Genomic DNA, 26,655 nt, shown 5'->3' on the forward strand with positions numbered 1-26,655 from the left:
CCTTGAGGCCGACCTCTTTAACTCCGGTGTTCGTCCGGCGGTGAACGTTGGTCTCTCGGTGTCGCGAGTGGGTGGAGCTGCACAGGTAAAGTCGATGAAGAAGGTGGCAGGAACGCTACGTCTTGATCTGGCCCAGTACCGAGAGAAGCAGGCCTTCGCGCAGTTCGGATCGGACCTAGATCCAGCGACCCGTGCGCAGCTCGCAAAGGGCTCACGTTTAGTTGAGATATTAAAGCAGGGACAGAACGTGCCGATGCCGGTTGAGCTGCAGGTACTCTCGATATTTGCTGTATCAAATGGTTATACCGACAAGCTAGAGATAGCGCAGATTCGTCCATTTGAAGAGGCGTTACATCGTTACATGCTCTCAAATCAAACGGATCTTATGAACGATCTGCGCAGCAAGGCAGAGCTTGATAAGGATATTACTGAGCGCCTTAAGAAAGCGATCAGCACGTTTGTCGAACAGTTTATCGCTGGTACCGCAACGTCACTTAACGGGTCGTCCAACGGCGCACACGGTGCCGCTACTAAGACCAAAAACGCACAGGCGCACGCAAACGCAGCTTAGGGGATAAGGGATAAAACCTCATGGCAGGTCTTAAAGAGATTCGCCGACGACTAAAGTCGGTGAACAACACAAAAAAGATCACGTACGCGATGAAGCTCGTCTCTGCGGCTAAATTACGCAAGACGCAGGATGCTGTTGTCCGCTCGCGCGCTTATACGGAGGCACTGCGCGGGGTTTTGGCGCAGCTTCAGGCTGGAAGCGAGTTCTCGCACCCGTTGCTTGAGGCTAGGACCCCTGTAAAGCGTGTGCGTATATTTGTTCTTGGTGCTGGTCGTGGCCTGTGCGGAGGGTTTAATACCAACACTAATCGTCGGGTAGAGGCGCTTTACGGCGAGCTGCGAGCCAAGTATCCAGGGGTTGAGATTTCAAGTGTAATCCTCGGCAAGAAGCCCGCTGAGTATTACCGCCGCACCAATAAGAGTTATATCGAGGCGATCGAGGTTTTGTCAGACGATCCTAATAACTGGCCAACGCAAGAGATCTGTCAACGCCTTGAGGTTGAGTTCTTAAAAGGTGAATTCGACGAGCTCCATCTTGTTTACACCCGCTTTCGTTCGGCTATGTTGACGATACCGACGGCTGAAAGGTTAATGCCACTCAACCGGGAGCTGCTTGCAACGACCACAACGGTAGGCGCTAGCGTGGCCACCGGCATAACGCTCTTTGAGCCTAATCCGCAACGTGTCTTTGATGCGGTTGTGCCCCGTATTATGCGCGCCATTGTACGCCAGGCTTCGTTTGATACGCGGGCGAGTGAGCATGCTAATCGCATGACCGCCATGGATAGCGCCACCAAGAATGCAAAAGATCTGATTCACAGCCTCACGCTAACGCGTAACAAGTTGCGCCAGACAGGTATTACGAGCCAACTGCTCGATATCGTCGGTGGAGCTGAGGCACTCAAGTAAGAATGGGAGATGATATGAAAGAGACAATGGGACGAAAGGGAAAAATTCTACAGGTTCTTGGCGCCGTAATCGACGTTGAGTTTCCGCAGGGTGGCGGCATTCCAAACATCTATAATGCTGTCGTTACAACAAACCCCAATATCGATGACCAGCAGAACAACCTGGTGCTCGAAGTTGCGCAGCATCTTGGTGATAATGTTGTCCGTTGCATCGCGATGGACTCCTCTGAGGGTCTTGTGCGTGGTCAGGAGGTTGTCGATACCGGCGCGCCGATATCGGTTCCAGTAGGGCAGAAGACCCTTGGTCGAATCATCGACGTAACTGGTCGTCCAATCGATGAGCTCGGTCCAATTGATACAGATACTCGCTGGCCGATTCATCGTCCAACGCCATCATTTGAGGATCAGTCGACATCGAAGCAAATTCTTGAGACCGGCATTAAGGTCGTAGATCTGGTTGCGCCGTTCCTTAAGGGTGGCAAGGTCGGACTTTTCGGCGGTGCTGGAGTGGGCAAGACCGTTATCATCATGGAGCTTATTAACAACATCGCTAAGGCGCACGGAGGATTCTCTGTGTTTGCAGGTGTTGGTGAGCGTACTCGTGAGGGAAATGATCTCTGGCATGAGATGAAGGACTCGGGCGTTATCGATAAGGCCTGCCTTGTGTACGGTCAGATGAGCGAGCCACCAGGGGCACGTTTCCGCGTTGCACTTTCGGCGCTTACAGCCGCTGAGTATTTCCGTGACGAGGAGGGCCGAGACGTTCTGCTCTTCGTTGATAATATCTTCCGATTCCTGCAAGCAGGTTCAGAGGTATCGTCGCTACTTGGACGTATGCCGAGCGCGGTAGGATATCAGCCAACCTTGGCAACCGACATGGGGCAGCTGCAGGAGCGTATTACCTCCACAAAGAAGGGTTCAATCACCTCGATTCAGGCTGTATACGTACCTGCGGACGATTACACCGATCCAGCTCCGGCGACGACCTTCGCGCATCTCGATGCAACGATCGCCCTTGAGCGTTCCATCACCGAGAAGGGTATCTATCCAGCGGTTGATCCACTTACCTCTGGCTCTACGGCGCTTGAGCCGGGCGTTGTTGGTGAGGAGCACTACCGCGTAGCCCGTAAGGTTCAACAGACCTTACAACGCTACAAGGATCTTCAGGATATTATCGCCATTCTCGGAATGGATGAGTTGTCTGAAGAGGATAAGCTCACCGTGGCACGCGCTAGAAAGATCGAGCGATTCTTCTCCCAGCCGTTCCACGTAGCAGAGGCCTTCACCGGAGTTCCGGGCGTGTACTGCAAGCTTGAGGATACCATTAAGGGCTTCGGCGAGCTGGTCGACGGTAAGTTGGACGATCTGCCTGAGCAGGCATTCTTATACGCTGGTACGCTTGATTCAGTTCGCGCTAAGGCAGAGAAGTTGGCTGCTGAGTTTGCACAGGCCGCATAAGGGCAAAAGAAGGGTAGGGGATGTCAGAGGGAACGTTTCAGTTAAAGGTATTTTCTGGTCGGGGACTTGAGGTCGAGGCCGAGGTGCGTTCTGTGAATGTACCCTCTGAGACCGGTGAGCTCGGGTTTCTTGCTAAGCACTGCGAATACGTAGGTCTTATCTCGACCGGCATAGCTCAGTACGTTGATGCTACGGATGCAGCGCCGCAGAGATTTATCGCCTCAGGTGGTATCTGTACCTTTAGTAATAACGTACTAACCCTTCTGGCAGATTTCGTCGATCTCCCAGCATCGTTGGATAAGGGCCCGCTCTCAGATGATGTTGAGCTACTAAGAACGCAGCTTAAATCTCTCAGCCAGTTTGACCCGGAGTGGGAGTTGCTTTCACACCGAGTTGCGCGAATTGAGGCTATACGAGAGCTAGCGGCTAAGTAGTTACGTAGCTTTAAGAATTAGCTCCTGCGGTGAAGTTGACCAGCAAGGTAAAGGGGAATCCATTGGACTGCGCCAAGCAGCGATATGTTGCGTTGCGATGCCACGAACGCCTTCTATAAGCATTGCCGCATCTCATTAACCAAAGCAGCTAAGAGTGAGCCCCTCTTAGTCAGCAGGTCTGCGGGTGCACCGATCTCCCCAAGCCGTCCAGCATCTAAGACCAGCATAAGATCTGAATCGAGAACTGTCCCAAGCCGATGCGCCACAACTAGGACCGTTGCTCCAGAGAACTCGCGCCGAATAGTACGTTGGATGGCGTAGTCTGTTTCTAGATCGATGTTGGCTGTCGCCTCATCGAGGATGATGACCCTACTATTTCGTAGTAGCGCGCGCGCAAGGCAGATAAGCTGCCGTTGCCCACTACTAAAATTAGCCCCGTTTTCGTGAACCTCAGTTCCTAGCCCCTTTGAAAGTTCAGCTATAAATCCCGTAAGCTCAACACGTGCAAGGGCCTCCATAATAGCGCCTTCAGAGCTTCTCTGAAATGGATCTAGCGCATCACGCAGCGTTCCGGAAAATAGTACCGGCTCTTGTGGAACAACTGTAATAGCGCTCCTCAAAGCCTCAAGCGAGAGTGTCGAGAGATTAACTCCATCGATCTCTATCTGCCCGCCGCTTGGCTCAATCAGCCGTGCTAGGGCGAGTATTAGGGTGCTTTTCCCAGAGCCGGTGCGCCCTACGATCCCTACGCGCAGTCCACCCGGTATATGGCAGGTAACTTTAGAGAGAGCAGGTAGAAGCTCTTCCCGGTATTTAACCGAGAGGTTAACGAACCGAAGCTCTCCTTTACTAGGCCATCCAGGGGGCGCTAAATCTCCCTGCACCCTTTCAGAGGGGGTGTGAGAGTAGGTATTAATCCGTTCGAACGATGTCAGGTTACTTTCAAACCCTGCGAGGGAGCGCACAAACCAGTTCATGCTCGTAGTTATACTGATAGCGTAGGTGAGAAGCAGCCCAGCGATAGCTGAAGAGAGTCCTGAGTTAACCTGTAGTGATACTGAGATACCAGCAGCAAGGATGACTACGGCCGCCAGAAATTCAAGCCTAATACCAAGCCATCGGTTCGCTGCGGTGATAGAGCGCGCTGCACGGGTGTTTATATCGAGATATCCTGCAAAACGGTGCAGGAAGATCGTGGCAAGGGAACCAGTACGGAGAGTTTCGATGCCGTTTAGGGATTCAGATACGAGCGCAAATATGGGTGAATTTGAAATAGAATCGAGTCGCTGCGCCTCACGCGCGCTCGGGCGAAAGAGTCGTAGCAGTTTGTTATAGGCATAGAAGATGGGAAGAATAATCACTAAGGCTATTGGCTGCAGCACAACTAGGATACCGATTACCACCAAAACATCAAGGAAGCAGTGAATAGCCTCGAGGATCGATCGAGGAAGTCGAGACTCAATCGTATCGAGATCACGGCTAAAGCGGTTAAGGATACGCCCTACTGGGGTTGCCTCAAAAAAGCGGAGCGGTGCTGCGAGTATGCCAGAGATAAGGCGATCGTGTGAGTCCCGTCCGGCGACAAGCCCTCGATGAAGAAAGAGAAAGGTGCGCATAAAATGAAGCAAGCTAAAAACGATCACGAAGCCGCAATAGCCGCCCAGGAAAAGAGCAAGCGAGGACACCCCTTCATTTGAGAATTTAGCAAGCCAGAGGTCGGTTCCAAGCGATGCGAGGTGTCGTCCAATGACGAATGATAACACGCTAAGAGCGACAAAACCGGGAGCAAAACGCCTCAGATACTCCCGTACTAGCGCCCAATTGACCGCTCCGACCTGATGCTCCTCTTGTTCAATAATTGAGCGAGACGGCGCATCTGATTCATACTTATGCTCCTCGGGCGCCTCCGTGAAAGAAGGCTCCTCGCTTATATGGCTTGTACCATGTTCACGCAGGGTGCTTGAAGCCTCCTTGGTGAGCTCGCTATGAAATGAGAGTAGCTTATGAAAGCGGGTTCCTTCAACCTGAAGCTCTTTTGGTGAGCCACACTCAACAATGCAGCCCTCTTCTATAACAACGATGCGGTCCGCGCGCAGTGCGTATTCGATCCTATGCGTAACGAGGATGCGTGTTGTGCCCAGCATCTCGCCACAGATTAGGAGATCAAAGACCTGATTCGCGACCCCTGAATCAAGCGCGCTTAATGGATCATCGAGCAGATAGATATCAGCTACTCCGTAGAGGGCACGAGCTAGTGCAATCCGTTGACGCTGCCCCCCGGAAAGGTTTATTCCGCGCTCGCCTATCTCGGTGGAATCTCCATGTGGAAGAAGCTTTAGGTCAGGGCCGAGGCAGCTTGCCTGTAAAGCTCGTTGATAGAGAAGATCATTAAAGGGCAGCCCGCACACAATATTAGATCTGATTGAATCGCTCACTATCCAGGGCTGCTGCGCTACGTAGCCGAGAGTTCCTGCGACCTCAACTATTCCCTGCGCGCACGCGATCTCATTTAGTAGCCCTAAGCACATTGCCGACTTTCCGCTCCCTACACCCCCTACTATCGCTATTAGCTCACCCTTTTGAATCGTCAACTCAGGAACCTTAATGGCCACCTCCCCCGGCGCCCACTCAAAGGTAGCGTTATGTATCCGGAGAGCGGTACGGGCATCCTTTGTTATTAGGCGCTTGGTGAACTCTTTACGAGCTAAAAAAGAGCGCATACGTGCCAGCGCAATAAGGGCCTCTAGTAGGTTAAGGACCGTGTCCGGCAGGGTATTAAGGGCGAAGCGCAGTAGCATAAATAGCGACATGGTAGGGAACACCAACGAAGCATCTAATGTTCCACCAAGTGAGGAGTAGGAGCCGAGGGTAATCAATAGCGCTATCGTCGGTGCCAGGTTTGATAGGAGGCCGCCAAGAGAGGAGAGTAGGTTAGAGAGCTTAAGAAGTTCTATCTCCTGTGCGCGCAGAGCAGAGATACGAGCAGAGAGTTGGCGTTCCCAGGCCTGAAACTTTACGGCCTTAATGTGCGTCAAGACCTCATTGGTCAAGCTCACCCGCTGATCAGAGATCTTCATTATGCGGCGCTTGATGCCGGTCTGGTACTTAAGAATTGCGGCAGCAGCAAGCATAAAGAGCAATAGTGCACTAGCTCCATAAAGCGCACAGATACCAACAAATCTATAGAGCAGATAAAACGCGCATACTATCTGCATTGGATGATACCAGGTGGCGTGTACGAACTGCAGAAACCACTGCACCTTCGTAGCATCGGTGCCGACCAGATTTATAATAAAACCGCTAGGTGCCGCAGAGCGCTCGCTGCGTGCCAGCCGCGAGGACTTCTCATATATGATCGTTCGTAGTGCCTGTAGGGCCCGTACTGAGAGCATAATCTGTGTATAGAAGAGGTGGTGAACCGAGAGGAGTGAGATTAGGGTAACAAGGAATAGGCCAAGGGAGCACAGGATCGGATAGATTGAGGCAAGGGGAATCCCCAGCGCATGTGAGCAGTTAGCCAGCCAGCCTGGAGCCACTATAACCCTATGCTCAAGAGCAGTAATTAGCTCCTTTAGGATAAGTGGAGTGGCGAGCCCCGCCACAAGCATCAGCATGGAGATGCCAAATATTTGCAGAAACTGCCACCTAAAACAGTGTGCAACGGCGAGATGTAAGGCAAAGCGACCGGCGTGCTGCTCTTTTAGTGCGGCTAACAGCAGATCTGCATCTCGGCGTGATGCTGTGCCAGCAGGAAGCTCAAGCAGGGTCTCTATTACAAGCGGGGTCTTAGTGTTGCGATCAATAAAGGGACCGACCCAAGAAAAAAAGAGTCGCGAGAATATGCTGTAAGATCGGCTCATTCATGGTTTATAGCATGTCTGCCAACGGTCGGGGGAGGTATTGTTGGTAACTATTCACCCCAGTATTAGCTTGTTGCTGGTGAAACATTCTTTCTTGATGTCCCCTGATCGGGGACGCTCATTTTAGGGTGAATAGTTGCAATTATTGTGACTTATGGGTCTTGATAAAGTAAGATGGAGCCCTTGTGAGAGCCCCTCCATATTTATGATTAAGGATCATAGCAGATGCGAACGTTAAAGAAGCTTTTTGAGAGCAACAGGAACTGGGCAGCTAGTAAGACGGCTCAAGATGTAAACTTTTTTAAGAACCTTTCTAAGCTACAGGCCCCTAAATATTTATGGATCGGATGCTCCGATAGCAGGGTTCCAGCGAGTGAGATCGTAGCTCTCTCCCCGGGAGAGCTCTTTGTTCATCGCAACGTTGCAAACTTAGTTGTTCATACCGACTTTAACTGCCTCTCCGTAATTCAATACGCAGTAGAGATCCTGAAGGTTGAGCACATCATAGTCTGTGGCCATCACGGGTGTGGTGGAGTACGAACTGCTATGCGCGATACGGAGCTTGGGCTGATCGACAACTGGTTAAGGCATATCAGGGACGTTTATAGCCACCATCAGCAGGAGCTGATAGCAATTGCAGACGAGGATGAGCGAGTTAATAAGTTGTGCGAGTTTAATGTTATTGAACAGGTTCATAACGTCTGCCAGACAACCATAGTGCAGCAAGCATGGAGGACAGGGCATCCGTTAGCGGTGCATGGTTGGATCTACGGATTAAACGATGGATTGCTTAAAAATTTAGATGTCTGCGTTGAGGGCCCAGATGATATCGGGCAGGTTTATCGTACTGCTATGTAAGAGATAGGAATCTATCGCTGCGATTTATCTAGTGGCGCGCTTATAGTAACGATCCATTCGTAAGATCGAATCCATTTAACCAGCGACAAGCTTATATTAGGGTAAATAGTTCACAAATTGGGTTAATAATAATCAATCCAGATCCGCAGAGGCAGCAGGTTTTAGGTGCTATGAGGTCCTTTCTGTTCATAGTAACAGTTCAAAAAAGCAGTTGTGTTATGAGAATTTTGTACTACTCTCCTACTCCGATGGCTGTATAGTTTTGTAATCAGGTGCATAGGTAGTGAGTATTCAAGCTTTCAGAGAGATGTCCCCAGAAAAGAGGGGAGAGGGGATCGATCAAGTATATTCCCCGATAGACTCACCTGACGGCCTGACGGAGCTGGTTCTCCCTGCAAGAACAACGCAAAAGAGCGGTTTCTGGGGTGGGCTTCGTGAGATCCTAAGGGAGGAGTTCTCTGGTTATGAGCGTACCCATGAGGCGCTTAATCAGGGGTTGCTGCGAGCTTGGAACCAAAGTAATCCGATCTCATGGATTATGGCACGCGTACGGTGTGAAATTTTACACCTCTCGCCGCAGGAGTATGCCAGGCAGATGCGAGATCTCACAAAATCTACCCTGGCGAGTTTAGAGCATGAGCGGGAGTTTGGCAGGGCCAAATATAATCCCGAGGTTATACACCGTATTTTGCAGGGGTGGGAGAGGATCTCAGGTGAAAGGGGGGATGCTGGAATCTCTTTGGCACTAGGGGAGGCAAAGCACGAGCTGCTCAAACTTCTTACGACTAAGCACGGAAATACCCTCTATGGAACGCTTTGTCGCTGGCGCTATGAGGTTGGCCCTGAACGCTTTGAGTCCGCTACAGGACTCCAGTATAAGACCTTTTGGAGTAGAGGTAAAAGCCTCTCGGTGACAGACTTCTCGGAGCTACTCGGCTTTGCCGAGAAGATAGGCTTTATCTCGAGCTCTGAGCGGACGCCGCAATGTTCAGCTAAACTTTGGAGTAATCCAAGTGTTATCGAATTACGCAACGCTTGGTTAAGCGATTCAAAGGCGCGTGGGAGGCCCATTGAGGTAGTGAAGTTGCATCTTCTACTTAGTGCGAGCGGACTTAAAGTGGATGTAGAAACGCTCGGTAGGGGTACTGAATTTAAGCTGCAGTCGATCGTTGTGTGCTCCTTGGCTCATTTTAATCTAGTTCCCTGGAAAAAGATCGCCCCTGCTTTTGCCGCACTTCGTAAGCTTGGAAGCCTTACTGAGGAAGATCTCGCAGAATCGAAGCAGCGCTGGCAGGCGGCGTATAGAAATCGCCCGGAAAGCTTTGAGGATCGGTTGCAAACCATAGCAAAAGAGCGGGGGCTTTCTAATGCACAACTTGCAGACGCCCTTGGATTGCGTGAGAGTTATCCCCTTAAGCCAGTTCACCCCGTCTTTAGGGCTTTAAAATACGGCGAATATAGTAGTCTTGTAACGAGCGGAGTTCTGGCGCATCTGATAGCGCGCAGTGACAATGAGCTGAGCACTCTCTTGGAGCAGAAGCGATCAGAGGTAGCAGCATCCTTGAGACGAAATGGAAGTGCCATAACCTCACCCATAGCTATTGAGCGCGAGATATGGAGCGTTGGCTACGCAGATCTGTCATTTTCTAAAGAGGATATTCAGAGGCTTGAGTGGGGCAAATCGGCTGCGGTATCTGAGGCCGCTATTGTCCAAGAGGTTCGGCGCCTAGGGGAGCTGCGTACGGTACAACCGCTCAGTAGCCTGAATCAGCGCCAAGAGTTTCTAACGGAGTGGCTATGGGCTTACGGTGATAAGTTAGCTAAATCCGGGCACACGCTTTTTACCAGGCATCTCTTTACGAGCATTGCGGCGCAGAAACTATCCCCTGATGTTTCAACCAAAAAATCGACGATTACAACCGAGGAACGATTACTAAGCACATTTCTGCGGGGCTCCGGACTGTCTCAGATCGTATACAGACGAGCGGTTAAACATGCGCGTGAGACGGGAAGGATAACAAAGGAGCATAAAAAGGCTCTGCTAGAGGGGTTCGGCTATAAGGCGGGCTCTCCTGAGAAGATCTTCTTTGAGTGTTGTGCTGATAGTCCCAACATGGTTGAAGCGATAGTACGGTGGCGCAAACTGTGCGCAACGAAGAGAGATGTTGTGCAGGGGTTTCACGCATTGGTCGATCACGTACGTAAAACAGAACCAAGTAGGAACGAGGAGCACCCTGCACCCATTGTAAATGCATCGGTAGCTGCTCTGGTAGAGATGCGAGCAGGCGTGATTAAACCAGCAGGAGCAAATTCTGGAGCGCTACGACTGGCTGCGCTGGCGCTTTGTGGAGTTACCCGTATAGAGCTATTAAATGCTGCTGATGAATATGCGCAGCAGGAGCGCCAGGAGCAAGAAGAGCGAGCAGCTGTCAAACAGCAGCAAAGCATAGACATGCAGAAAGCTGCGAGCTGGGAGATATCTCCCCAGATGATAGCCCTTGATTTCGAAGCGCGAATCTCGCTACTTGCCCATCGGATGCTAGATAAATATAAGGTATCCTGTGACGATGTTTTTAAACTGTTTCCTGATTATGGGCAGCCTATCAGGGTGATATATAATGCAGTTATGCATGATACGCCGTGGTTCGTTGCGGCCCTTGTTTGTTATAATGAGCCGCATGAGGCGTTTATGGTTATGATTCAGGAGTTGCGAAAGGGAAGGGTTCCTAAGCATGATGGAAGCGACCATTTTAAATCTCAGCAGGAGTGGATCAAGGGTCGGGGATCCCTCGGAAAGCTAAACGAGGGCTCACTAAAACTCTCCTTTGATTTTCCATTTGTGCGGCCCATACAAGCTCCAGAGAAAGCATCCACTAGAGGTAGAGGAAAGCCGGCATAGCTTCAATCACCGACAAGTTTGTACTGGTTAGATTGCCTGATACGTAAGCACTTACCCCAGAGTAAGCTTCCTGCTAGTTATGCCAAGTAATACCCTGTTTCCAGCTTCTTTTTAGGAGCGTTTTTTTGCAACCAAAACACTTTTCCAAGCATCTGAACTTTTGGAATAAAACCAGGCTGTGCGGTGTTTACAGCAGGCCATATTTTTATACGGAAGCCCTTATGACCAGACCTCAAGCCGCACGAATGACGATGACCATATTTTCCGTAGCAATGCTGCTGCTTTGCATCTTGGTTCATAACGGGATCTATCAAGCCTTTAGCTCAAATCCGATCTTTAACACGGGCATACTAGTTACCCTGCTGTTAGGTATGGTTGCAGCTTACCGACAGATTGGGAGGATCGATAGCTCGGTAAAGTGGATTCATGGTTTTAAGGGCTCGCAAGGAGCGCCATCTGAGCCACCTTTTTTGCTGGTACCGATCGCATCTGTACTGCAAAAAAACGATTCGATGCCATACATCGGAGCGACATCGCTACGCGCTATGCTTGATGGGGTATTTACCCGCGTTGATGAGAGTCGAGATCTCTCCCGTTACCTAATGAACGTGCTAATCCTGTTGGGACTGCTCGGAACGTTCTGGGGCCTGCTACAGACCGTCGGTGGTATCGGAAGTGTGATAGGTAGCTTAAGCCTTGGTGAAGGAGATCTTAAATTAGTATTCGACCGTTTTAAGGATGGCTTACAGAAGCCCCTAGTTGGTATGGGGATCTCCTTTAGCGCGTCGTTATTTGGCCTAGCTAGCTCGCTTGTTCTTGGCTTTCTTGATCTTCAGACCGGTCGCGCACAGAATGTTTTCTGCTGTGAGCTTGAAGAGTGGCTCGGTCGAAGAAGCGCGATTTCAGAGAGTACGTTCTCACATACAGCACCTCCAGCTAGCTATCAGGAGGCGATTGTTGTAACCCTTACCGAACAACTTGAACGGCTACAGCGCACTATGCGGCAGCAGTTTGATCTGCAGAGCGTTGAACAGGGCAACATACGAGCATTGTCTGAGACGGTTTTTGCGCTCAGCGATAATTTAAAGTCGCATAACGTATTACTTGCTAAGTTAACGCAGCTTCAAAACGAAACAACTCCGGCTTTGCTGCAATTAACAGATGTGGTGCAGAGATCCAATGCGGCGCACGTTGAGGAGCATGTGCGTAACGTTGATCTAAGTCTTAGGGATATCGCTCTGCAATTGGCGCAATCCTCTTCGAACCATACCAGCGAGCTGCGCGATGAACTTCGTATTATTGCGCGCCTTCTTGCCAGCGATACGACGAAAGATAGCTCAACACAGGTGAACTAAGATGAGCTACCTAGCACGCAGAGCAAAACGGAGAGCTTTTGACGTTTGGCCGGGGTTTGTGGACGCACTCTCCTCTATGCTTATGATGGTCGTCTTGGTGTTGATGATCATGGCTGCGGCGCAGTTTTACCTATCAAGCGCCGTTGTGAATAAGGATCTGGCGCTTGGCGAGCTAGGCGAGAAGTTACGGCAGCTTGCGGCCGCTCTTAGCCTTGAAAAAGATACCTCAACAGGCATTAAATCTCGTAGTGCGCAGCTTGAGGACGAGATGAAGAGGAACACGGCCGAGATGGCGTTGATTAGAACCTCGCTGCTTGATAAGGAGCGCTCCTTTAATGAGACTCAGAGCGAGCGCGAAAAGCTTGCGCATAGCCTGGATGCCAGTGAACTTGCTAAGGGCGAGCTCGCCGTACAGTTGGCTCTGATCGGCAAGCAGGTAGAGGAGCTTAACGCCAAGCTCTCTATTCTGACTATTGATCTCGATACCACCCGCACTAAGGTTAAGGAGAAGGAGCACAATATCGAGGAGCTTAATAAGAAGCTCAATAAAGCCTATATTAAAAAGGTCGAGGAGCTAGCTGAGTATCGCTCAGAGTTCTTCGGAAGATTAAAGAAGGTGCTTAGTAACCGTCCAGATATTAGGATCGTTGGGGACCGTTTCGTATTCTCCTCAGAGGTATTCTTTCAGTCCGCAGCTGCTAGCCTTGAGGAGTCCGGCAAGCAGGAGCTCTTAAAGTTCGCTGAGGCCCTTAAGGAGATGTCACGCGCAATACCTAAGGATGTTGATTGGGTATTAAGTGTGGTTGGGCACACCGATAAGCTTCCAATTAGTAACGCAGCGTTTCCATCTAACTGGGAGCTCTCATCAGCCCGTGCTATATCCGTGGTTAAGTTTCTGAGTGAGGCCGGTATTCCGCCGCAGCGACTCGCCGCTATCGGTTACGGAGAGTATCAACCCCTTGATTCTGGCGCTAGCTCTGAGGCCTTCGCCAAGAATCGTCGTATCGAGGTAAAGCTGGATCAGAAGTAGCTTTAAGCTACTCCCGCTTTACACCTGCTAGTATCTCACCGAAGAATCCAGCTACCCCACGAGCGGCCCATTCAGCTGCGGGAGGTAGGGCAATTAAGCCGGCGATACCTAGGCCGATCGCTACTAACGGGGAGCCAGCAACGGCCGCCCCTATACCAGCTAGCATGACGGTTCCACCGATTAGGGCTGTTGTTGTGGCAGAACGGGTAATAAAACCAAGGGCGCTGCCAGCGCTCTCCGCGCCCATCTTTCCATCATCGCATAGATCTTTTGAAACGTTCTGAAAAAACGGGCCAACCTTTGTGGTATGGTTGAGCGCTATGGCCGCAATGGAGCCAGGCTCAGGCAGGCGCTTCTCAACGGCCGGTGTTACAACTGATGAGAAAAAGTTTGGATATGCGCAGTAATCGCTCTGAGGTTCCGGTTTCATAGTACTGTTTCTCCGCAAGAGATAGATAGTCGCAAGTATTACAAAGTAGTGTTCGAAGGTGCGCTAAGAAAGTTGTGTAGGATTTCTCATCCCTTACCAATAAGTGTAGGTGCATTAGATGGAAAACCCCTGCGCGGGAACGTGAACCGCTTCCAGTTACCTGCTCCCGCTCCGATAGCGGAAACTTATTTCGAAAAGAACCGATTAATAGAAGATATGTTTTGTCATGAAAAGCTCTAAGTCTATCAAGAGTCGGTTGAATTCCTGAAAGAGGTTATTAGTGTTATTCGCCGCCTCCCGAACGGAAACAGCGATATTGTCAACCAGTTGCGTCGCGCCGCCACTTCCATTTCATTAAATATTGCAGAAGGCGCAGGCAAAACAGGCGTTGCCGACAAAAAGCGCTACTAAAACTCCTACGAGTCTTTTGAGCAGCTTGGCGGCCATGCTGTCCAAGCTGGTTTTTAAGGGTTAACCGGTATCGGAGCGGGAGCAGGTAACGGGAAGCGGTTCACGTTCCCGCGCAGGGGTTTTCCATCTAATGTACTCACACTTATCGGTGAGGAACCAAGTATCCTTGCTCTTTAGCTTGTTATCATTCGCCTTAATGAAAGCATGAATCTCATCGGCCATTGCGAAGCCTTACCCACTGCTCTTTGTATAGCGTTACCGGAACGCGTCCAATCCCATAAACAGAAAGCCCGCGCTTTTCACCAATTTTCATGGCCAGGCCCTTTTCCTCGTTTCTTTAAGAGCCCCATTTTCAGCGTGAAGCTTTTCAAGCTCGGCCTTCATGTCTTCCGCTCCGTTTTTTTCTTTGCCTTTGGCTTTCGATTTGGCTTATCTACACTACTCTTTTCAGTCTGAGCATAAAGCTCATGTAACTTTGCCTGCAGAAGCTTCTTATCAGGTAGTTTGGTTTTGTATTCGGCAATTAACGTCGGCGACAAAGACCGACTAAGCGCATATTCGACGACTTCCTTATCCTTGTTGGCACATAGCAGAATGCCGATTGCAGGTTGCTCGTGCGACTTTCTATCGTCGCGATCTAGGGCTTCTAAATAAAAGTTTAATTTGCCAAGATGCTCCGGCTCAAAACGCCCAACTTTTAAATCAAACGCCACCAAGCAGTTTAAGCCACGATGAAAAAACAGGAGGTCTATAGCGAAGTCTCTGTTTCCCACTTGAACCGGGAATTCGGTGCCAATGAAGCAGAAGTCTCGTCCTAGTTCAATCAGAAAATCTCGAAGTTTTTGCACCAGCTCATGCTGCAAGTCAGATTCAGCGTGTGTCGATGGTAAATCAATAAATTCCAGTAAATACGAGTCTTTTAAGACCTCCGTCGCAGTCGGATGCAATTGTGTCACCACTGGTGACACTTTTGGAGGACTGAGGACGGCCCGCTCGAATAAGGCTCCACGAAATTGCCTTTCTAGTTCGCGCTTACCCCATTTTTCACGGATCGCCATCCGTAGATAAAATTCGCGTTCTTCTGGTCGTTTGCTCTGTGAAAGTATGATCAAGTTGTGAGTCCACGACAATTGTGACACCAGTGGTGACATTTTCTTATCGTCCTTGTAGGTATCGAAAAATAGCCTCATCCGAAACAGATTTCGCCGCGTAAAGCCTCTAATGCCTGGCTGAACTTTTGCAAGATGTTTAGCCAATTTATCGACAACACCATCACCCCATTCTGCCGATTCCAGTTTTTGGCGAAGGTATTTACCAACGTTCCAATAAAGACTGATTAGTGTTTTATTAACCGCCTGAAACGCCTGCTGCTTCGCAGCTGCAATCATAGCAGCTACTTCTGAAAAAGCTTGCTCTTGAGATGCCTTGAGAATTCGCGAACTCTCCGGCAACCGAGTCTTTATCCTTCTGAGCGACTTTTTTTTCTTCATTGCAACCTGCGCTTATCCCTCGCCACAAACTAGCCCTGTAATATGGGCTAACGCGCACGGATCTGACCGGGTGAATAATTACCGTAAATGATAAAGCGGTGTTCGAAGCTAAACTAATAAAGTTGCGTAGGCTCTCTCATCTCTGCGCGGCATCTTCACCACAACTCCTGCGCCCTTTGCCCGATAGAGCTGTATGAGTTTCTCAGATACTAGCCCGTTACAGCAGAGTAGTGCGCCCTCCGTAGGAAAGGTTAGCTACCATGCAGGCGATCTGGTGCTCTGTTCATCTGATGAGGCGCGCTCCTTTTTGACCTTCGAGCAGGCCAGCGCCATAAAGACCCTACCTCTAGGCGTTATGCGCGGGGCGCATACCCTTACGCTTCACTGCGCCTGTTTATCTGATAGCGAGGATCTCCGCCAACGTATGCGCTTTGCTTGTGGAATGGATGTTACCGTTACGGTAGTTCCCGCTGAGTTACTCGAAGAGGCTATCGTGCGAGCGTACCTCGGCTCAGATCAACGGCTTGCGAGCTATCTTGAGAAGCTAACGGTTGGTCGTGAGCGCCAGAAAGGTAGGAGCAGCACCGTTATACAACACCCGGAGCCACAGGGGGATGCGGCCAAGTTTCTTACCGCACTCCTTGAATTTGGCGCAGTGAGGGGGGCTTCCGATCTGCATCTCTGCCCCGTAGCGCACGGAGCAGTTGTAAAGATTAGGATAGATGGAGAGCTTCTGAGCCAGGATAGTAAGCCCTATCCGCAGGCGCTGCATGAGCAGGTAATGAATCGGCTTAAAGTCTTAGCTGGACTTGATGTAGCGTGCAAAAGGTTGCCACAGGACGGCGCGATTGCATTTCTGGTTGGAGGGTCAGAGCGTTCGGCACGTATTAGCACATTACCTGCTGTGCAAGGCGAGAGCGCAGTTATCCGCTTCCTACATACGCACACTACTCCGCGCATCTCTACTTTAGGATTAGGAGCTACTACCCTTGCTGTATTGCGCAAAGCGCTCGACAAAACGCACGGGATTATCCTGCTTACGGGCCCAACTGGTAGTGGTAAGACAACGACCATGTACGCCGCTATAGTAGAGCTCGAACGGCGCGGGTTAAACGTAGTAACCGTCGAGGACCCTGTAGAGGCTCCTTTGGCCAATATGGTACAGGTGCAGGTCAACGAAGCGCAGGGGCTCGATTATCCCCGCGCAATCCGCTCCGTCTTGCGGCACGATCCCGATGTTCTACTGATAGGTGAGATGCGAGACTCAGCTTCTGCCCGTATCGGGCTTGAGGTCGCATCAACGGGGCATCTGACCTTATCATCGCTGCACGTTGGCTCTGCGCTCCTGGCGCTCGAACGCCTAGCGGCGCTCGGTATTCCGCACGAACGGAGCGTTTCAACGGTATCGCTTATTCTGACGCAGCGTTTAATAGCTAAGTTGTGTGTGCGGTGTAAGATTCAAGACCCGGGCTCCAGCACACTTTTTGGTTGCACAGTGTTTTCACCGCTTGGGTGCGCAGCCTGTAACAATTCAGGATTTTCAGGGAGGGTTGTTGTAACAGAGCTCTTAGATCTTCAAACGCAGGGCGCAAAGGATGCCGCAATCCGTTATCGTTCAGTGCGGGAGCTGTTAGATCATATACCAAAGGGGGCCTTTATTCCCTGGACCGAATCGCTTGAGCACCTGATCTCTTGTGGTGAGATCTCAGCGGAGCAGTTTCAGAACTTTATTGATCTTGAGATGCTGGAACTTTAAAGACCCCCTTGATGGAAAGCCACTTCATCCATATTCTAGCCCTTGATGCCAAAGAAAAAACTCCCCCTACGTCCGAACGTCTGCATGTTGCTCTATAACAAAAAGGGGCAGCTCTTTTTAGGCGAGCGTTGTAACAGAAAGGGCCACTGGCAGTTCCCTCAAGGGGGTGCTGAGCCGCAGTATTCTTTGAGAGCGAACGTAGTGCGTGAGCTTAGTGAGGAGCTAGGTATTAAAAAAACCGCGCTGGGAGCCATAAAAAAACTTAAAGCTACCCATGAATACGACTGGAGCGAGATTCCACTCTATGCGCGTGGTAAGTGGCGGGGACAGGCGCAGACCTTTTGGCTTGTCGAGTTTAAGGGGATTGATAGCGAGATCGATCTAGAGCTGTTCGGAGAGGCTGAGTTTCGTAGCTGGAGGTGGGCCTCCGTTACTACGGTGCGTCGACTAGCCGACGCACGCCGTCTTGTTGGGTATGAGGCGGCTCTGAAGGAGTTTCTGCTATTTAAGGGGAAACATTAGGTTAGCTACGGCATCTTAAGCTTTAGCTTTAAGTAACCTAAAGCTAAAGCAAGCCTGCACGTAAGCCCCTTTATTACCAGCATGATACTGGGGTAGTGTGGTATAGATAGAGGCTTTGTAACTAGTCGGCATATTCCAGAAATATTCGCATACGGTAATGACACTCAATAGCCCCTAAGGGGCCGATTTGCGGAGCAAATCGGGGGTGAAAACATTAACTGGTCACAAAATCTGTCGTCCCCGATCAGGGGACGAACAATCGAATTATCTATAAAACTTCGCCGTAATCTGAGTAGCTTGAATCTCGACGTTAAACTACGGTGACCAGTTACGAGGCTTTATATATGGCTATCCCTGCATTTAAAAACGAATCTGGAACAACCGCCCGCGTACTTAAAAAGATCCGGCTTAGGCCGCAGGATCTCGTTGTAGCTGAGGCGATCTCACGCGAGATGGGCACCAGTTCGGTTGTAGCGCGGGTGCTTGCGGCGCGCGGATTCTCGCCCGGAGAGGAGCTCGCCAATTACATCTCGCCAACCCTGCGTAACGGACTTCCCGATCCAGCCTGCCTTAAGAACCTCGATCTAGCCTCAAAGCTTATCGCTGAGTGTCATGCACAGGGAATTACGATCGCAATCTGTTGCGACTTCGATGTTGATGGACTATCAGGCGGCTCTGTAGTTCACGACTTTTTTAACACAGTCGGAATTCGCTCGGAGGTCTTTGTTCCGAACAGATTCGTCGATGGTTATGGGCTTAATGAAAATACCGTGCGCAAGATAGCACAGCGCGGGTTCGGATTGCTACTAACGATCGATTTTGGAACAACGAACGTTAACGAGCTTACGGTTGCGCGCGAGCTTGGACTCAAAACTATAGTGGTCGATCATCACCATATCAGCGCAGAGCCACCACCGGCGGATGTTTTTATCAATCCGCACCAAGAGGGGTGTGGATTTGCTAAGGGCATCGCGTGTGCGGCCGGGCTGGCGTGGTATCTCGTACTAGGACTTAAAAATGAGCTAAAGAGTGATGCCATAGATGCAAAGAGCTTTCTTGATCTGGCCTGCCTTGGCACGATCTGCGATATGGTGCCTTTAATTGGGGTTAATCGCGTAATTGCTAAGCGTGGCTTAGAGCTACTCTCAGAAACGAAGCGCCCGGGGCTACGAGCGCTCAGGAACGTTATCGGCATTAAGGGTAACGTTGGATGTAGCGATGTTTCGTTCGGTATCGGCCCGCGACTTAATGCTGCTGGTCGTATCGTGCACGGTGAGTTGGTCATAGAGCTCCTGACCACTAAGGATTCAGCCAGGGCCGACAAATTAGCTCGGCAGCTTAATGATCTAAACATAGAGCGACAGGAGGTCGAGGGCATCGTTAAGCAGGCGGCGATAGCGCAGGTTGAAAAGAGCGGCGAGCTAGGTTGGGGGCTGGTTGTCTGGAGTCCTGAGTTTCACACCGGCGTAATCGGTATTGTAGCGCAACGGCTGGTAGAGCATTTCTATCGCCCCGCGGTGGTTATGGGGATGGACATCCCCGGCGTCTATAAGGGATCTGTGCGTGGTATTAAGGGTTTTAGCGTTATCGCAGCCCTTGCGGCGGTAGGTGAGCACCTGCTCAAGTTTGGTGGGCACGATGGAGCTGGTGGGTTTTCCGTGGCTGAGGAGAAGATTGAGGAGTTTAAACGGGCCTTCGTTGCTGAATGCAAGGAGCGTCTCGCTGGGATTGAGGTCGTTCCATTCGTGGATGCCGATACGGAGAGCACTTTACCGGAGATATCTATAGGGTTGGTTCACGAGCTCTCGAAGTTAGCACCATTTGGGATGGGAAATCCGGCGCCCCTAATTCTATTAAAAAAGCTACGAGTTGTAGAGGTTCGGGTTCTTAAGGAGGCGCACCTTAAGGTGTTGTTGAGCGATGGACACCGTTTTATCTCAGGCGTGATGTGGCGGCAAAGCTCGCACCCTGCACTGCGACTGAACGGGCAGGTCGATATCGTTTGCCGCCCAGAGGTCAGTAGCTTTAACGGAACGACCGAGCTACAGGCCAATATTCAGGCGGTGGAGAGTTCGGAGGGATAGCTCGGATGGATAGCTTGCGCTGTTATGCAGGGCTACACTAAACTTCCACTGATTATATGGATTACACAACTCAACCAGCCCGGCTATCGTTTAAGACCAAGCTATTTCTGGCGCTCTTTGGCTTAGTCATAAGCGCTCTGATGCTTGAGGTGGCGTTTCGGGTGCTTGCGCCAGGGCTAAAGCCAAAACGGTGGAGCGATAGGCCGTACGCATATTTCATTCCATCAGATTCCAGGACGCTACAGGATCGCTCTCCACATCCTAAGGAGCCGGGCACCTTTCGGATCCTTGTTGTTGGAGACTCCTTTACCTTCGGCCCACATCTGCAGCTTAATGATACATTCCCCAAAAAACTTGAGCAGATGTTAAACCTCAATCCTGCAGCGCCAAGGGTTGAAGTTATAAATCGTGGCGTATGTGGGGTATCAACAGAGGTTGAGGTTGAGCTTGTGCGCGAAGCGCTCAAGGAGCAGCCGGATCTTCTAGTGCTAGAGATAACCCTCAATGATGCTGAAACTCTGCCACTTACAAAGGCTAAGCGCGCGGAGCTTTTTGACGCTCCCTGGATGAAGTGGAGGATCTTTACGATCTGGCGATCGCTTGGTTTTGTGGCACAGCGGTTACATAACTATCAAACCGTTGGGCGCCATATTGAATACTACAATCAGCTCTTTAAAAACCCCCAGACCCTGCAGCAATTTGATACCGCACTTTCTAGGATTGCAATTTTAGCTAAAGGGGCGCAGGTGCCCATTCTTGCAATGGTATTTCCTCTCTTTGATTTTCCGGTGAATAACAACTATCCATTTCATGAGGTCCATACCGTTATTCAAAAGAGCTTAGCAGCGCACGCCATTACTGAGGTCGACCTCTTAATGGCCTATAAGAACATTCCACCCGAAAGGCTACAGGTAATTCCCGGGATTGATAATCATCCAAATGAGATCGCGCACCGTATTGCAGCCGAGCGGCTATTAGCGGTACTTGCAGATAGGCGTTATCTACCGGAGACCGTTTTGCCAAGCCGCATCTTTCGTCAACGTAAGGGTCTTCGGAGCAAATCTAGCCCTGGAGCGGCGGTCTGGTCACGGGCGGCGCATGCTGTAGCACAGACAAGTGATCATACTGATAATTAGCGCACAGAAACCACCGAGCGGATCTTATCCTCGAGCTTGTTTACAACGCGCGCCATATTAGCAGCGGCGCGCTGAATGGCAGAGAGCGCATGCTCTGCAGATGGAGAGAGCCCCTGACTTGCGTGTGCAACGAAGGCCATCGCAACTATCTCCTGTAACGGATTGTTAAGATCGTTTCTGATATCGGCGCCGAGATCAGAGATCCTTTCGTGCGCCGCTGGTTTTAGGAGGTGTAGTTGAGCCGCATGCTGATGCTGTTGTTGGCGGCTTGAGATGCGTCGTAGCTCAACGAAGCGGTAGCCTGGATGTGAGCCTATCTCTGAGCGAGTTGTTGTCAGGTCGCTTAGTACAACTAGCTCAGGGGGTGGGGACATTAGTTCAAGAAAATCATGTAACTCTGCAAGTGGACCATCAGGAAGAGCTGAACTTGAGAGGATAATATCGATGCTTCGTCTCTGTAAGATCCAGAGCGCAAGGTGCAAAGTTGGAGCGAAGAGGATCGTCGCACCAGGAAGAGTTCGAGATAGCTCGACTGTGATCTCCTGCGCCAGGCTCTGACTAGCGTTAATAACTAGTACGGTGCTTAGCTCGCGGAGTACTCCCGTTGAGGGAGGCAAAAGGGTGGGGGGTATGATAGGGGTTGGGGCAACTGAGTGTGTTTGAATTGTTCCCAAAAATGGATCCTGGTATTGGATCTCACTCTGTTCTTTCTGTTCTTTCTGTGTTCGAATAATTCGCACATCAGAGCCCGTAGCAACCTCCTTTACGACCTTATCGTGGTCAAGGGTAACGGTGCGACGAGTAACGCGGGGTTGATTTTCACTCTGAGACATACACATCCTCTAAGACATCCGTAAGTTAGGATGTAGGGAGCTCGCAAAGCGTTTCACAGAATATTACTTAAAGGTGAGATGTTGTTTTGCTGGCGGCTAAGAGGAGCGCTTACGCCTAAGTTGTTTCGGCTTGCGCTTGCGTTTTAGAGTCTTTGGACGTTGCAGGATGCTAGGGGTCACGAGCTCTTCATCCTTGCCCTGTAGCTCAAGGGTGCTGACCAGTACAGGTGGGCTAATGGTGCTAATTGGGATCAGGCCTGATTCGGCCCCACAGAAGCCGTTATCCAGCTCAGAGCTATCGCCAACCGCTATTATGTTGCTGAGCGATTGCAACGGAGTTCCGACGAAGTTTACCCCCCGTACGCAGACCTCACGACCGTTGGGGTAGATTAATGTGGCGTAGGCGATATCACCTGAGAAGGCTTGAAAGTCATAGTTCGTTGTATCGGTCTCTCCACCATTAGTTTCGTAGACGATCATACCGAACGGTTTCTTCTGGCGCTTAATCTCGTAAATTAGTTTCTCTTTGAGTCGATCAAGTGGCACACCGTTCTTGGCCTCCACAATTGTTACCGCCATACGGCTGATCGGTCGTTGATGTCTGTTGGTACGGGCGTGCCCATTCGAATGGTAGCGACCTTTATTGAGAGCGGCGCGTGTTGAGAGGAAGCTCTTGAGAACGCCATCTTCAATCAGCACGGTATCCTGCGCGCGTGTGCCCTCATCATCGTAGGCGTATGATCCGATGCACCGACCTCCGTTATGCTCCTTCAAGTTTGGATTATCGCGGATAGTAATCGGAAGTTTAAAGATCTGCTTGCCCTCTTGGCCCTTGAAGGTCTGTCCCTCACCGGGTGAAAGGAGTCGGCTACCCTCGAGTCGGTGCCCGACCGCTTCGTGAAAGAGTAGGCCAGCAGGTCCGGGATAGAGCAGCACCGGACCGGAAAATGCGTGGATTTTTTTTGCGCGAGAGATGCGCATCAGCTGATCATATTTCTGCGTAGCCAGCTTTTTAAATGTGGCGAGATCTGGAAGCTCATCTTCGGAGCCAACGTTAATCACTAGCTCCTGCTCTAGTCGCGAGCCCTCCTTGGTTAACTTATGAAAGTTAGCGCTTAGGGAGAATACCTGAGAGTTCTGAACGAAGAGGCTTCCTTCGGTGCTTACAAAGATCCTGGTCTCCTGCGACATATCGAACTCTACCCAGCTACCTGAAAGACGGGGCAGAAATGACATCCAGAGCGAGGCGCGCTTACAGAACCTACTCCACTTGTTGCAGTCGACATTACCACGCCTAGCGTGGTGCTTGTATGAGGCACGATTGGCGCGGGTAAAGGAGCGCAGGCCATTATTGGGGTCGAGGGTTGAGATGCGGCTCGCTTCCTTGTGGTTGTAATCCGTTAGCGCCTCTCTAAACTTACTCTCAAGGAGCTTCCAGAGGGTGATGCGCAGGCCGTCGTAATCCTTGTCATCGATCGGAACGGAGCAGTGCGAGCTAGACTCAAGGTCCTCGTCCAGCTCCCTTGTCCCCCCCTCTGTAACCTGGTCGTAGTCGTATGAGCCAACACGGAGATCGCAGTACACGGTTCTCGTACGATCCGTTTGAGAGCGGCAGGTAGAGCCGCTACTCGCCCAGGTATTAAAGGAGTCGATGTCTTTTAAGAGGAAGGAGCAGTAGTAGGGCGCAGGAAAACCAGCCACACTCATAGAGAGCGCGCGCCGAGCATCCCTGCGTAGTATCGGGATCAATTTATCAACGGTCGAGCGAGTGAGCATATCTATAGATTAAAGCAGTTCTGGGGTAATTCTCAAATTCAATTAATCACCAAAATGTTGTGTATTTTAGGATGCTTGGGCTATCTAATGGCACTTAGAAGTAGGTATTTTTTTAATTTTTTTGCAGGCCTGTAATCAGCTAGTTACAGGATGCTAATGTAATTAGAACGTTAGCTTTTTTACAGAGCTTGAAGTCATATAGAGACTAGCCTGTAAGTGCCTGATTAGAGGTATCCCTCAGTAGAGGGTAGGGGAAGCTCGTAGCGGCTAGGTTACCCCGTACTCCTTTAACTTGTAGAGCAGGGCACGGTGACTAATTTCAAGGATCTTGGCGGCGTGGGTGCGGTTGCCCTTGGTGTGCTTAAGGGCGCGCTGGATCAGATCGACCTCAAGCGTTCTGGAGCGTTGCTTGATAGAGAGGTTGTTATTATCAATGGCGCTCTCGGGCCTCTCCTGGCCAATGGCGCTAGTTAATTTCTGAGCAAGTATTCTCTCGGGGAGTGAGCAAAGCTCAAGCTCCTCGCCGCTAGAGAGCACCAGGGCGCGTTCGAGAGCGTTCTCAAGCTCGCGCGCATTGCCTGGCCAAAGGTAATCGAGCAGCGTCTGCATAACATCGATAGGAATCTCCTTGGGCGCAAGACCGAGACGCTTTGCATGCTTTTTAAGGAAATGAAGAGCGAGCACCGGAATATCCTCGGGCCGCTCACGCAGGGGAGGGAGGTTTATGGCGATAACGTTAAGTCGGTAGAGCAGATCCTCCCTAAAGCGCCCGATCTTTACATCCTCCTCTAAGTTTCTGAGCGTAGCGGAGAGAATCCGAACATCGATCTGGATAACCTCCTCGTCGCCAACTCGTCTAATAGTGCGCTCCTGCAAGGCGCGTAATAACTTCACCTGCAGGTGCAGCGGAAGCTCTCCGATCTCGTCTAGAAATAAAGTTCCACCGTGCGCCTCTTCAAAGAGTCCACGCTTGTCGCGGCTGGCATCGGTAAAGGCGCCCTTTCTGTGTCCGAAAAGCTCGGACTCCATTAGGTTCTCAGGAATGGCTCCGCAGTTAATAGCGATAAATGGCTTGCCGCGCCTTGTTGAGCTCTCATGAATGGCGCGCGCTATTAGCTCCTTACCGGTACCGGATTCACCGGTAATTATAACCGTTGTAGTAAAGGGCGAGAGACGTCTAATAGTGTCGAATACGGCGCGAAAGCTCTCACTTTGTGCGATAATATTATTAAACGAGTAACGCTCTGAGAGCTTTGCTCTCAGTGTTGTGTTCTCGCGCCTGAGTCCCTCAAACTCCTGAAATTTTGTTAGGGTAAAGAGCAGTTTATCCGGAGAGATCGGCTTTGAGATATAATCAAAGACCCCTGCGGCGAAGGCCTCCATTGCGATATCTGGGGTGCCGTAGGCGGTCATGAGGATACAGGGCACCTGACCCCCGCTTGAGTTGATTACATTTAGCCCAGAGATTCCCGGCAATCTAAGATCGCACAGTACGATATCGTAGCTGTTTTTATTTATGAGGCTTAGGGCCTCCTCGCCCGTTGCGGCCGTGCTAACGTTATAGCCGGATGTTTCAAGCACCGCGCGCAGCGAATCGCGCACTGGCGCGTCATCCTCAACGACTAAGATGTTCCACGCTGCGGCCTCCGCCACTGCGCTAGCTGTTACCATTGAGCATCCTCCACGGCGAGAGCCCCTGGTGATAAATAAGGTAGTGCACGAGCTGATCTAGCTCTAAGATATAGATTAGCGCAGCGACGACCAGGTATGGGCCAAAGGGGATATAGTTCGTCATCTTACGGCGCTTAAGAACGATAGCGGTGATGCCAAAGATGGAGCCCAGCACCGATCCGATAAAGATCGTAAACCAGGCGCACTTTGCGCCGAAGGTAGCTCCAAGTAGAGCGAGTAGCTTTACGTCTCCGAGCCCGAGCCCCTCGCGTCGTCTAACTAGCCAATATAAGCCCCATACGAACAGCAGCACCCCCGGCCCCATTAGGAGCCCTAGTCCGGCTTCAGTCAGGCTTGAAACGAAGGGTGCGGTAAGAAGTAGCTCGCCTTGAGAAAAGCTCCACGAGTTGGTGGCGGCGAGACACAACGCCAGAAAGGTCCCCGGATAGGTGATCAGATCGGGGATAATCATATAATCGAGATCGATATAGAGGATTACGATCAGGGCGCAGATCACGATAAATGCGACTCCTGCGCTTATATTTAAGCCAAACTTAAGGTAGCACGCAGCGCATAGTGCTCCAGTTAAGAGCTCGATAAATAGATATCTAAAAGGAATTTGCTTTCCACAGCAGGCAGACCGCCCCCTTAGAAATAACCACGATAGGAGCGGGATATTGTGCCACCAGAGGAGCTGCTTTTCACACTGCGGACAAAAAGATCGGCGTGGATTAGTTATCGAGATCTGATGAGCGAGCTCCTTTACTCCAGCGTGTACCGGCTCATAGCGACCCATCGGGATGCGGTAGGCGCAGACCCCAAGGAAGCTCCCGATGATAGAGCCGAAAATAAAACAAAGGATTGTAATTGCGCTAATCGAAAGCATATGGCCCCCAGGAGATACGATTCCGCAAATAGGTAATACGGTCTAAAGATTTTGCATAGTGGTTCTTTTTGCGGGGAGGGGGAGCGGGGAGGGGTAGTAGGAATTTTGTGTCTAAAAGCAACCTCCTACTAAGGTGCTCCCAGGAGCTTACGCCTCAGCGAAGCCCTGGGACCGCCGTTCTCCAGAACGGCTAGGTATAAATGCTCAGGTGGACGATCTCTTTCATGGCCGGTTAGATACCGGCGGTCCCAGGGGCACACGCCTTACCCAACACTATAACGATGCTCT

19 protein-coding genes are annotated in these 26,655 nt (G+C 50.8%); 12 read left to right on the top strand and 7 right to left on the bottom strand.

Features of this window, described 5'->3' with window-relative positions; translation table 11 throughout:
* The 4 genes from NTV65_05565 to NTV65_05580 all read left to right on the top strand — a co-directional run.
* A partial coding sequence (locus tag NTV65_05565; GenBank protein MCX6114669.1) for a F0F1 ATP synthase subunit alpha occupies window positions 1-571 on the top strand: 571 nt, incomplete at its 5' end.
* A 20-nt stretch (window positions 572-591) separates the two neighbouring features.
* On the top strand, window positions 592-1,479 hold the full coding sequence (gene atpG, locus NTV65_05570; GenBank protein ID MCX6114670.1) for an ATP synthase F1 subunit gamma: 888 nt from the start codon (window positions 592-594) through the stop codon (window positions 1,477-1,479).
* Window positions 1,480-1,493: 14 nt separating this feature from the next.
* The gene (gene atpD / locus NTV65_05575) at window positions 1,494-2,936 is read left to right on the top strand and encodes a F0F1 ATP synthase subunit beta (GenBank protein ID MCX6114671.1); all 1,443 of its coding nucleotides are present in this window, start codon (window positions 1,494-1,496) and stop codon (window positions 2,934-2,936) included.
* Window positions 2,937-2,956: 20 nt separating this feature from the next.
* Window positions 2,957-3,370: a F0F1 ATP synthase subunit epsilon gene (locus tag NTV65_05580; GenBank protein ID MCX6114672.1), complete on the top strand. Its 414-nt coding sequence runs from the start codon at window positions 2,957-2,959 to the stop codon at window positions 3,368-3,370.
* Window positions 3,371-3,483: 113 nt separating this feature from the next.
* On the opposite strand, the gene NTV65_05585 is transcribed toward NTV65_05580, so the two are convergent.
* Window positions 3,484-7,230 carry an ABC transporter transmembrane domain-containing protein gene (locus NTV65_05585; GenBank protein MCX6114673.1) on the bottom strand — a complete coding sequence of 1,249 codons (3,747 nt, stop codon included), beginning with the start codon at window positions 7,228-7,230 and terminating at the stop codon, window positions 3,484-3,486.
* A gap of 225 nt (window positions 7,231-7,455) precedes the next feature.
* Between NTV65_05585 and can the strand changes: the two genes are divergently transcribed.
* The 4 genes from can to NTV65_05605 all read left to right on the top strand — a co-directional run bounded on the left by can (window position 7,456) and on the right by NTV65_05605 (window position 13,372).
* Window positions 7,456-8,088, top strand: coding sequence for a carbonate dehydratase (gene can, locus NTV65_05590; protein ID MCX6114674.1), 633 nt, complete (start codon window positions 7,456-7,458; stop codon window positions 8,086-8,088).
* A 283-nt stretch (window positions 8,089-8,371) separates the two neighbouring features.
* Window positions 8,372-10,987, top strand: coding sequence for a hypothetical protein (locus NTV65_05595; protein MCX6114675.1), 2,616 nt, complete (start codon window positions 8,372-8,374; stop codon window positions 10,985-10,987).
* A gap of 221 nt (window positions 10,988-11,208) precedes the next feature.
* The gene (locus NTV65_05600; GenBank protein MCX6114676.1) at window positions 11,209-12,342 is read left to right on the top strand and encodes a flagellar motor protein MotA; all 1,134 of its coding nucleotides are present in this window, start codon (window positions 11,209-11,211) and stop codon (window positions 12,340-12,342) included.
* A 1-nt stretch (window position 12,343) separates the two neighbouring features.
* The gene (locus tag NTV65_05605) at window positions 12,344-13,372 is read left to right on the top strand and encodes a peptidoglycan -binding protein (GenBank protein ID MCX6114677.1); all 1,029 of its coding nucleotides are present in this window, start codon (window positions 12,344-12,346) and stop codon (window positions 13,370-13,372) included.
* A 7-nt stretch (window positions 13,373-13,379) separates the two neighbouring features.
* Here NTV65_05605 and NTV65_05610 read toward each other — a convergent pair whose 3' ends face one another.
* Complete coding sequence (locus NTV65_05610) at window positions 13,380-13,802, bottom strand: hypothetical protein (GenBank protein ID MCX6114678.1); 423 nt, start codon at window positions 13,800-13,802, stop codon at window positions 13,380-13,382.
* A gap of 791 nt (window positions 13,803-14,593) precedes the next feature.
* Window positions 14,594-15,601: a PDDEXK nuclease domain-containing protein gene (locus NTV65_05615; protein ID MCX6114679.1), complete on the bottom strand. Its 1,008-nt coding sequence runs from the start codon at window positions 15,599-15,601 to the stop codon at window positions 14,594-14,596.
* 295 nt (window positions 15,602-15,896) lie between these two features.
* On the opposite strand from NTV65_05615, the gene NTV65_05620 reads away from it, so the two are divergent.
* From NTV65_05620 to NTV65_05635, 4 genes are all read left to right on the top strand, one after another.
* Window positions 15,897-17,459 (top strand): ATPase, T2SS/T4P/T4SS family, encoded by a 1,563-nt coding sequence (locus NTV65_05620; GenBank protein MCX6114680.1) that lies wholly within the window; start codon window positions 15,897-15,899, stop codon window positions 17,457-17,459.
* Window positions 17,460-17,504: 45 nt separating this feature from the next.
* Complete coding sequence (locus NTV65_05625) at window positions 17,505-17,981, top strand: NUDIX domain-containing protein (protein ID MCX6114681.1); 477 nt, start codon at window positions 17,505-17,507, stop codon at window positions 17,979-17,981.
* 344 nt (window positions 17,982-18,325) lie between these two features.
* Entirely contained in the window at window positions 18,326-20,065 is a 1,740-nt protein-coding gene (gene recJ, locus NTV65_05630) for a single-stranded-DNA-specific exonuclease RecJ (protein ID MCX6114682.1), read from the top strand.
* Window positions 20,066-20,121: 56 nt separating this feature from the next.
* Window positions 20,122-21,201: an SGNH/GDSL hydrolase family protein gene (locus NTV65_05635; protein ID MCX6114683.1), complete on the top strand. Its 1,080-nt coding sequence runs from the start codon at window positions 20,122-20,124 to the stop codon at window positions 21,199-21,201.
* Here NTV65_05635 and NTV65_05640 read toward each other — a convergent pair.
* From NTV65_05640 to NTV65_05655, 4 genes are all read right to left on the bottom strand, one after another.
* Window positions 21,198-22,034 carry a hypothetical protein gene (locus NTV65_05640; GenBank protein ID MCX6114684.1) on the bottom strand — a complete coding sequence of 279 codons (837 nt, stop codon included), beginning with the start codon at window positions 22,032-22,034 and terminating at the stop codon, window positions 21,198-21,200. The genes NTV65_05635 and NTV65_05640 overlap by 4 nt on opposite strands.
* A 96-nt stretch (window positions 22,035-22,130) precedes the next feature.
* The gene (locus NTV65_05645; protein MCX6114685.1) at window positions 22,131-23,810 is read right to left on the bottom strand and encodes a TldD/PmbA family protein; all 1,680 of its coding nucleotides are present in this window, start codon (window positions 23,808-23,810) and stop codon (window positions 22,131-22,133) included.
* A gap of 267 nt (window positions 23,811-24,077) precedes the next feature.
* Window positions 24,078-25,481, bottom strand: a complete 1,404-nt coding sequence (locus NTV65_05650) for a sigma-54 dependent transcriptional regulator (protein MCX6114686.1) — start codon at window positions 25,479-25,481, stop codon at window positions 24,078-24,080.
* The gene (locus NTV65_05655; protein ID MCX6114687.1) at window positions 25,468-26,367 is read right to left on the bottom strand and encodes a prepilin peptidase; all 900 of its coding nucleotides are present in this window, start codon (window positions 26,365-26,367) and stop codon (window positions 25,468-25,470) included. The genes NTV65_05650 and NTV65_05655 overlap by 14 nt, the downstream gene beginning before the upstream one ends.
* Window positions 26,368-26,655 lie beyond the last annotated feature (288 nt).

The organism is Pseudomonadota bacterium (assembly GCA_026390555.1).
Lineage (GTDB): Bacteria > Bdellovibrionota_C > UBA2361 > UBA2361 > OMII01 > OMII01.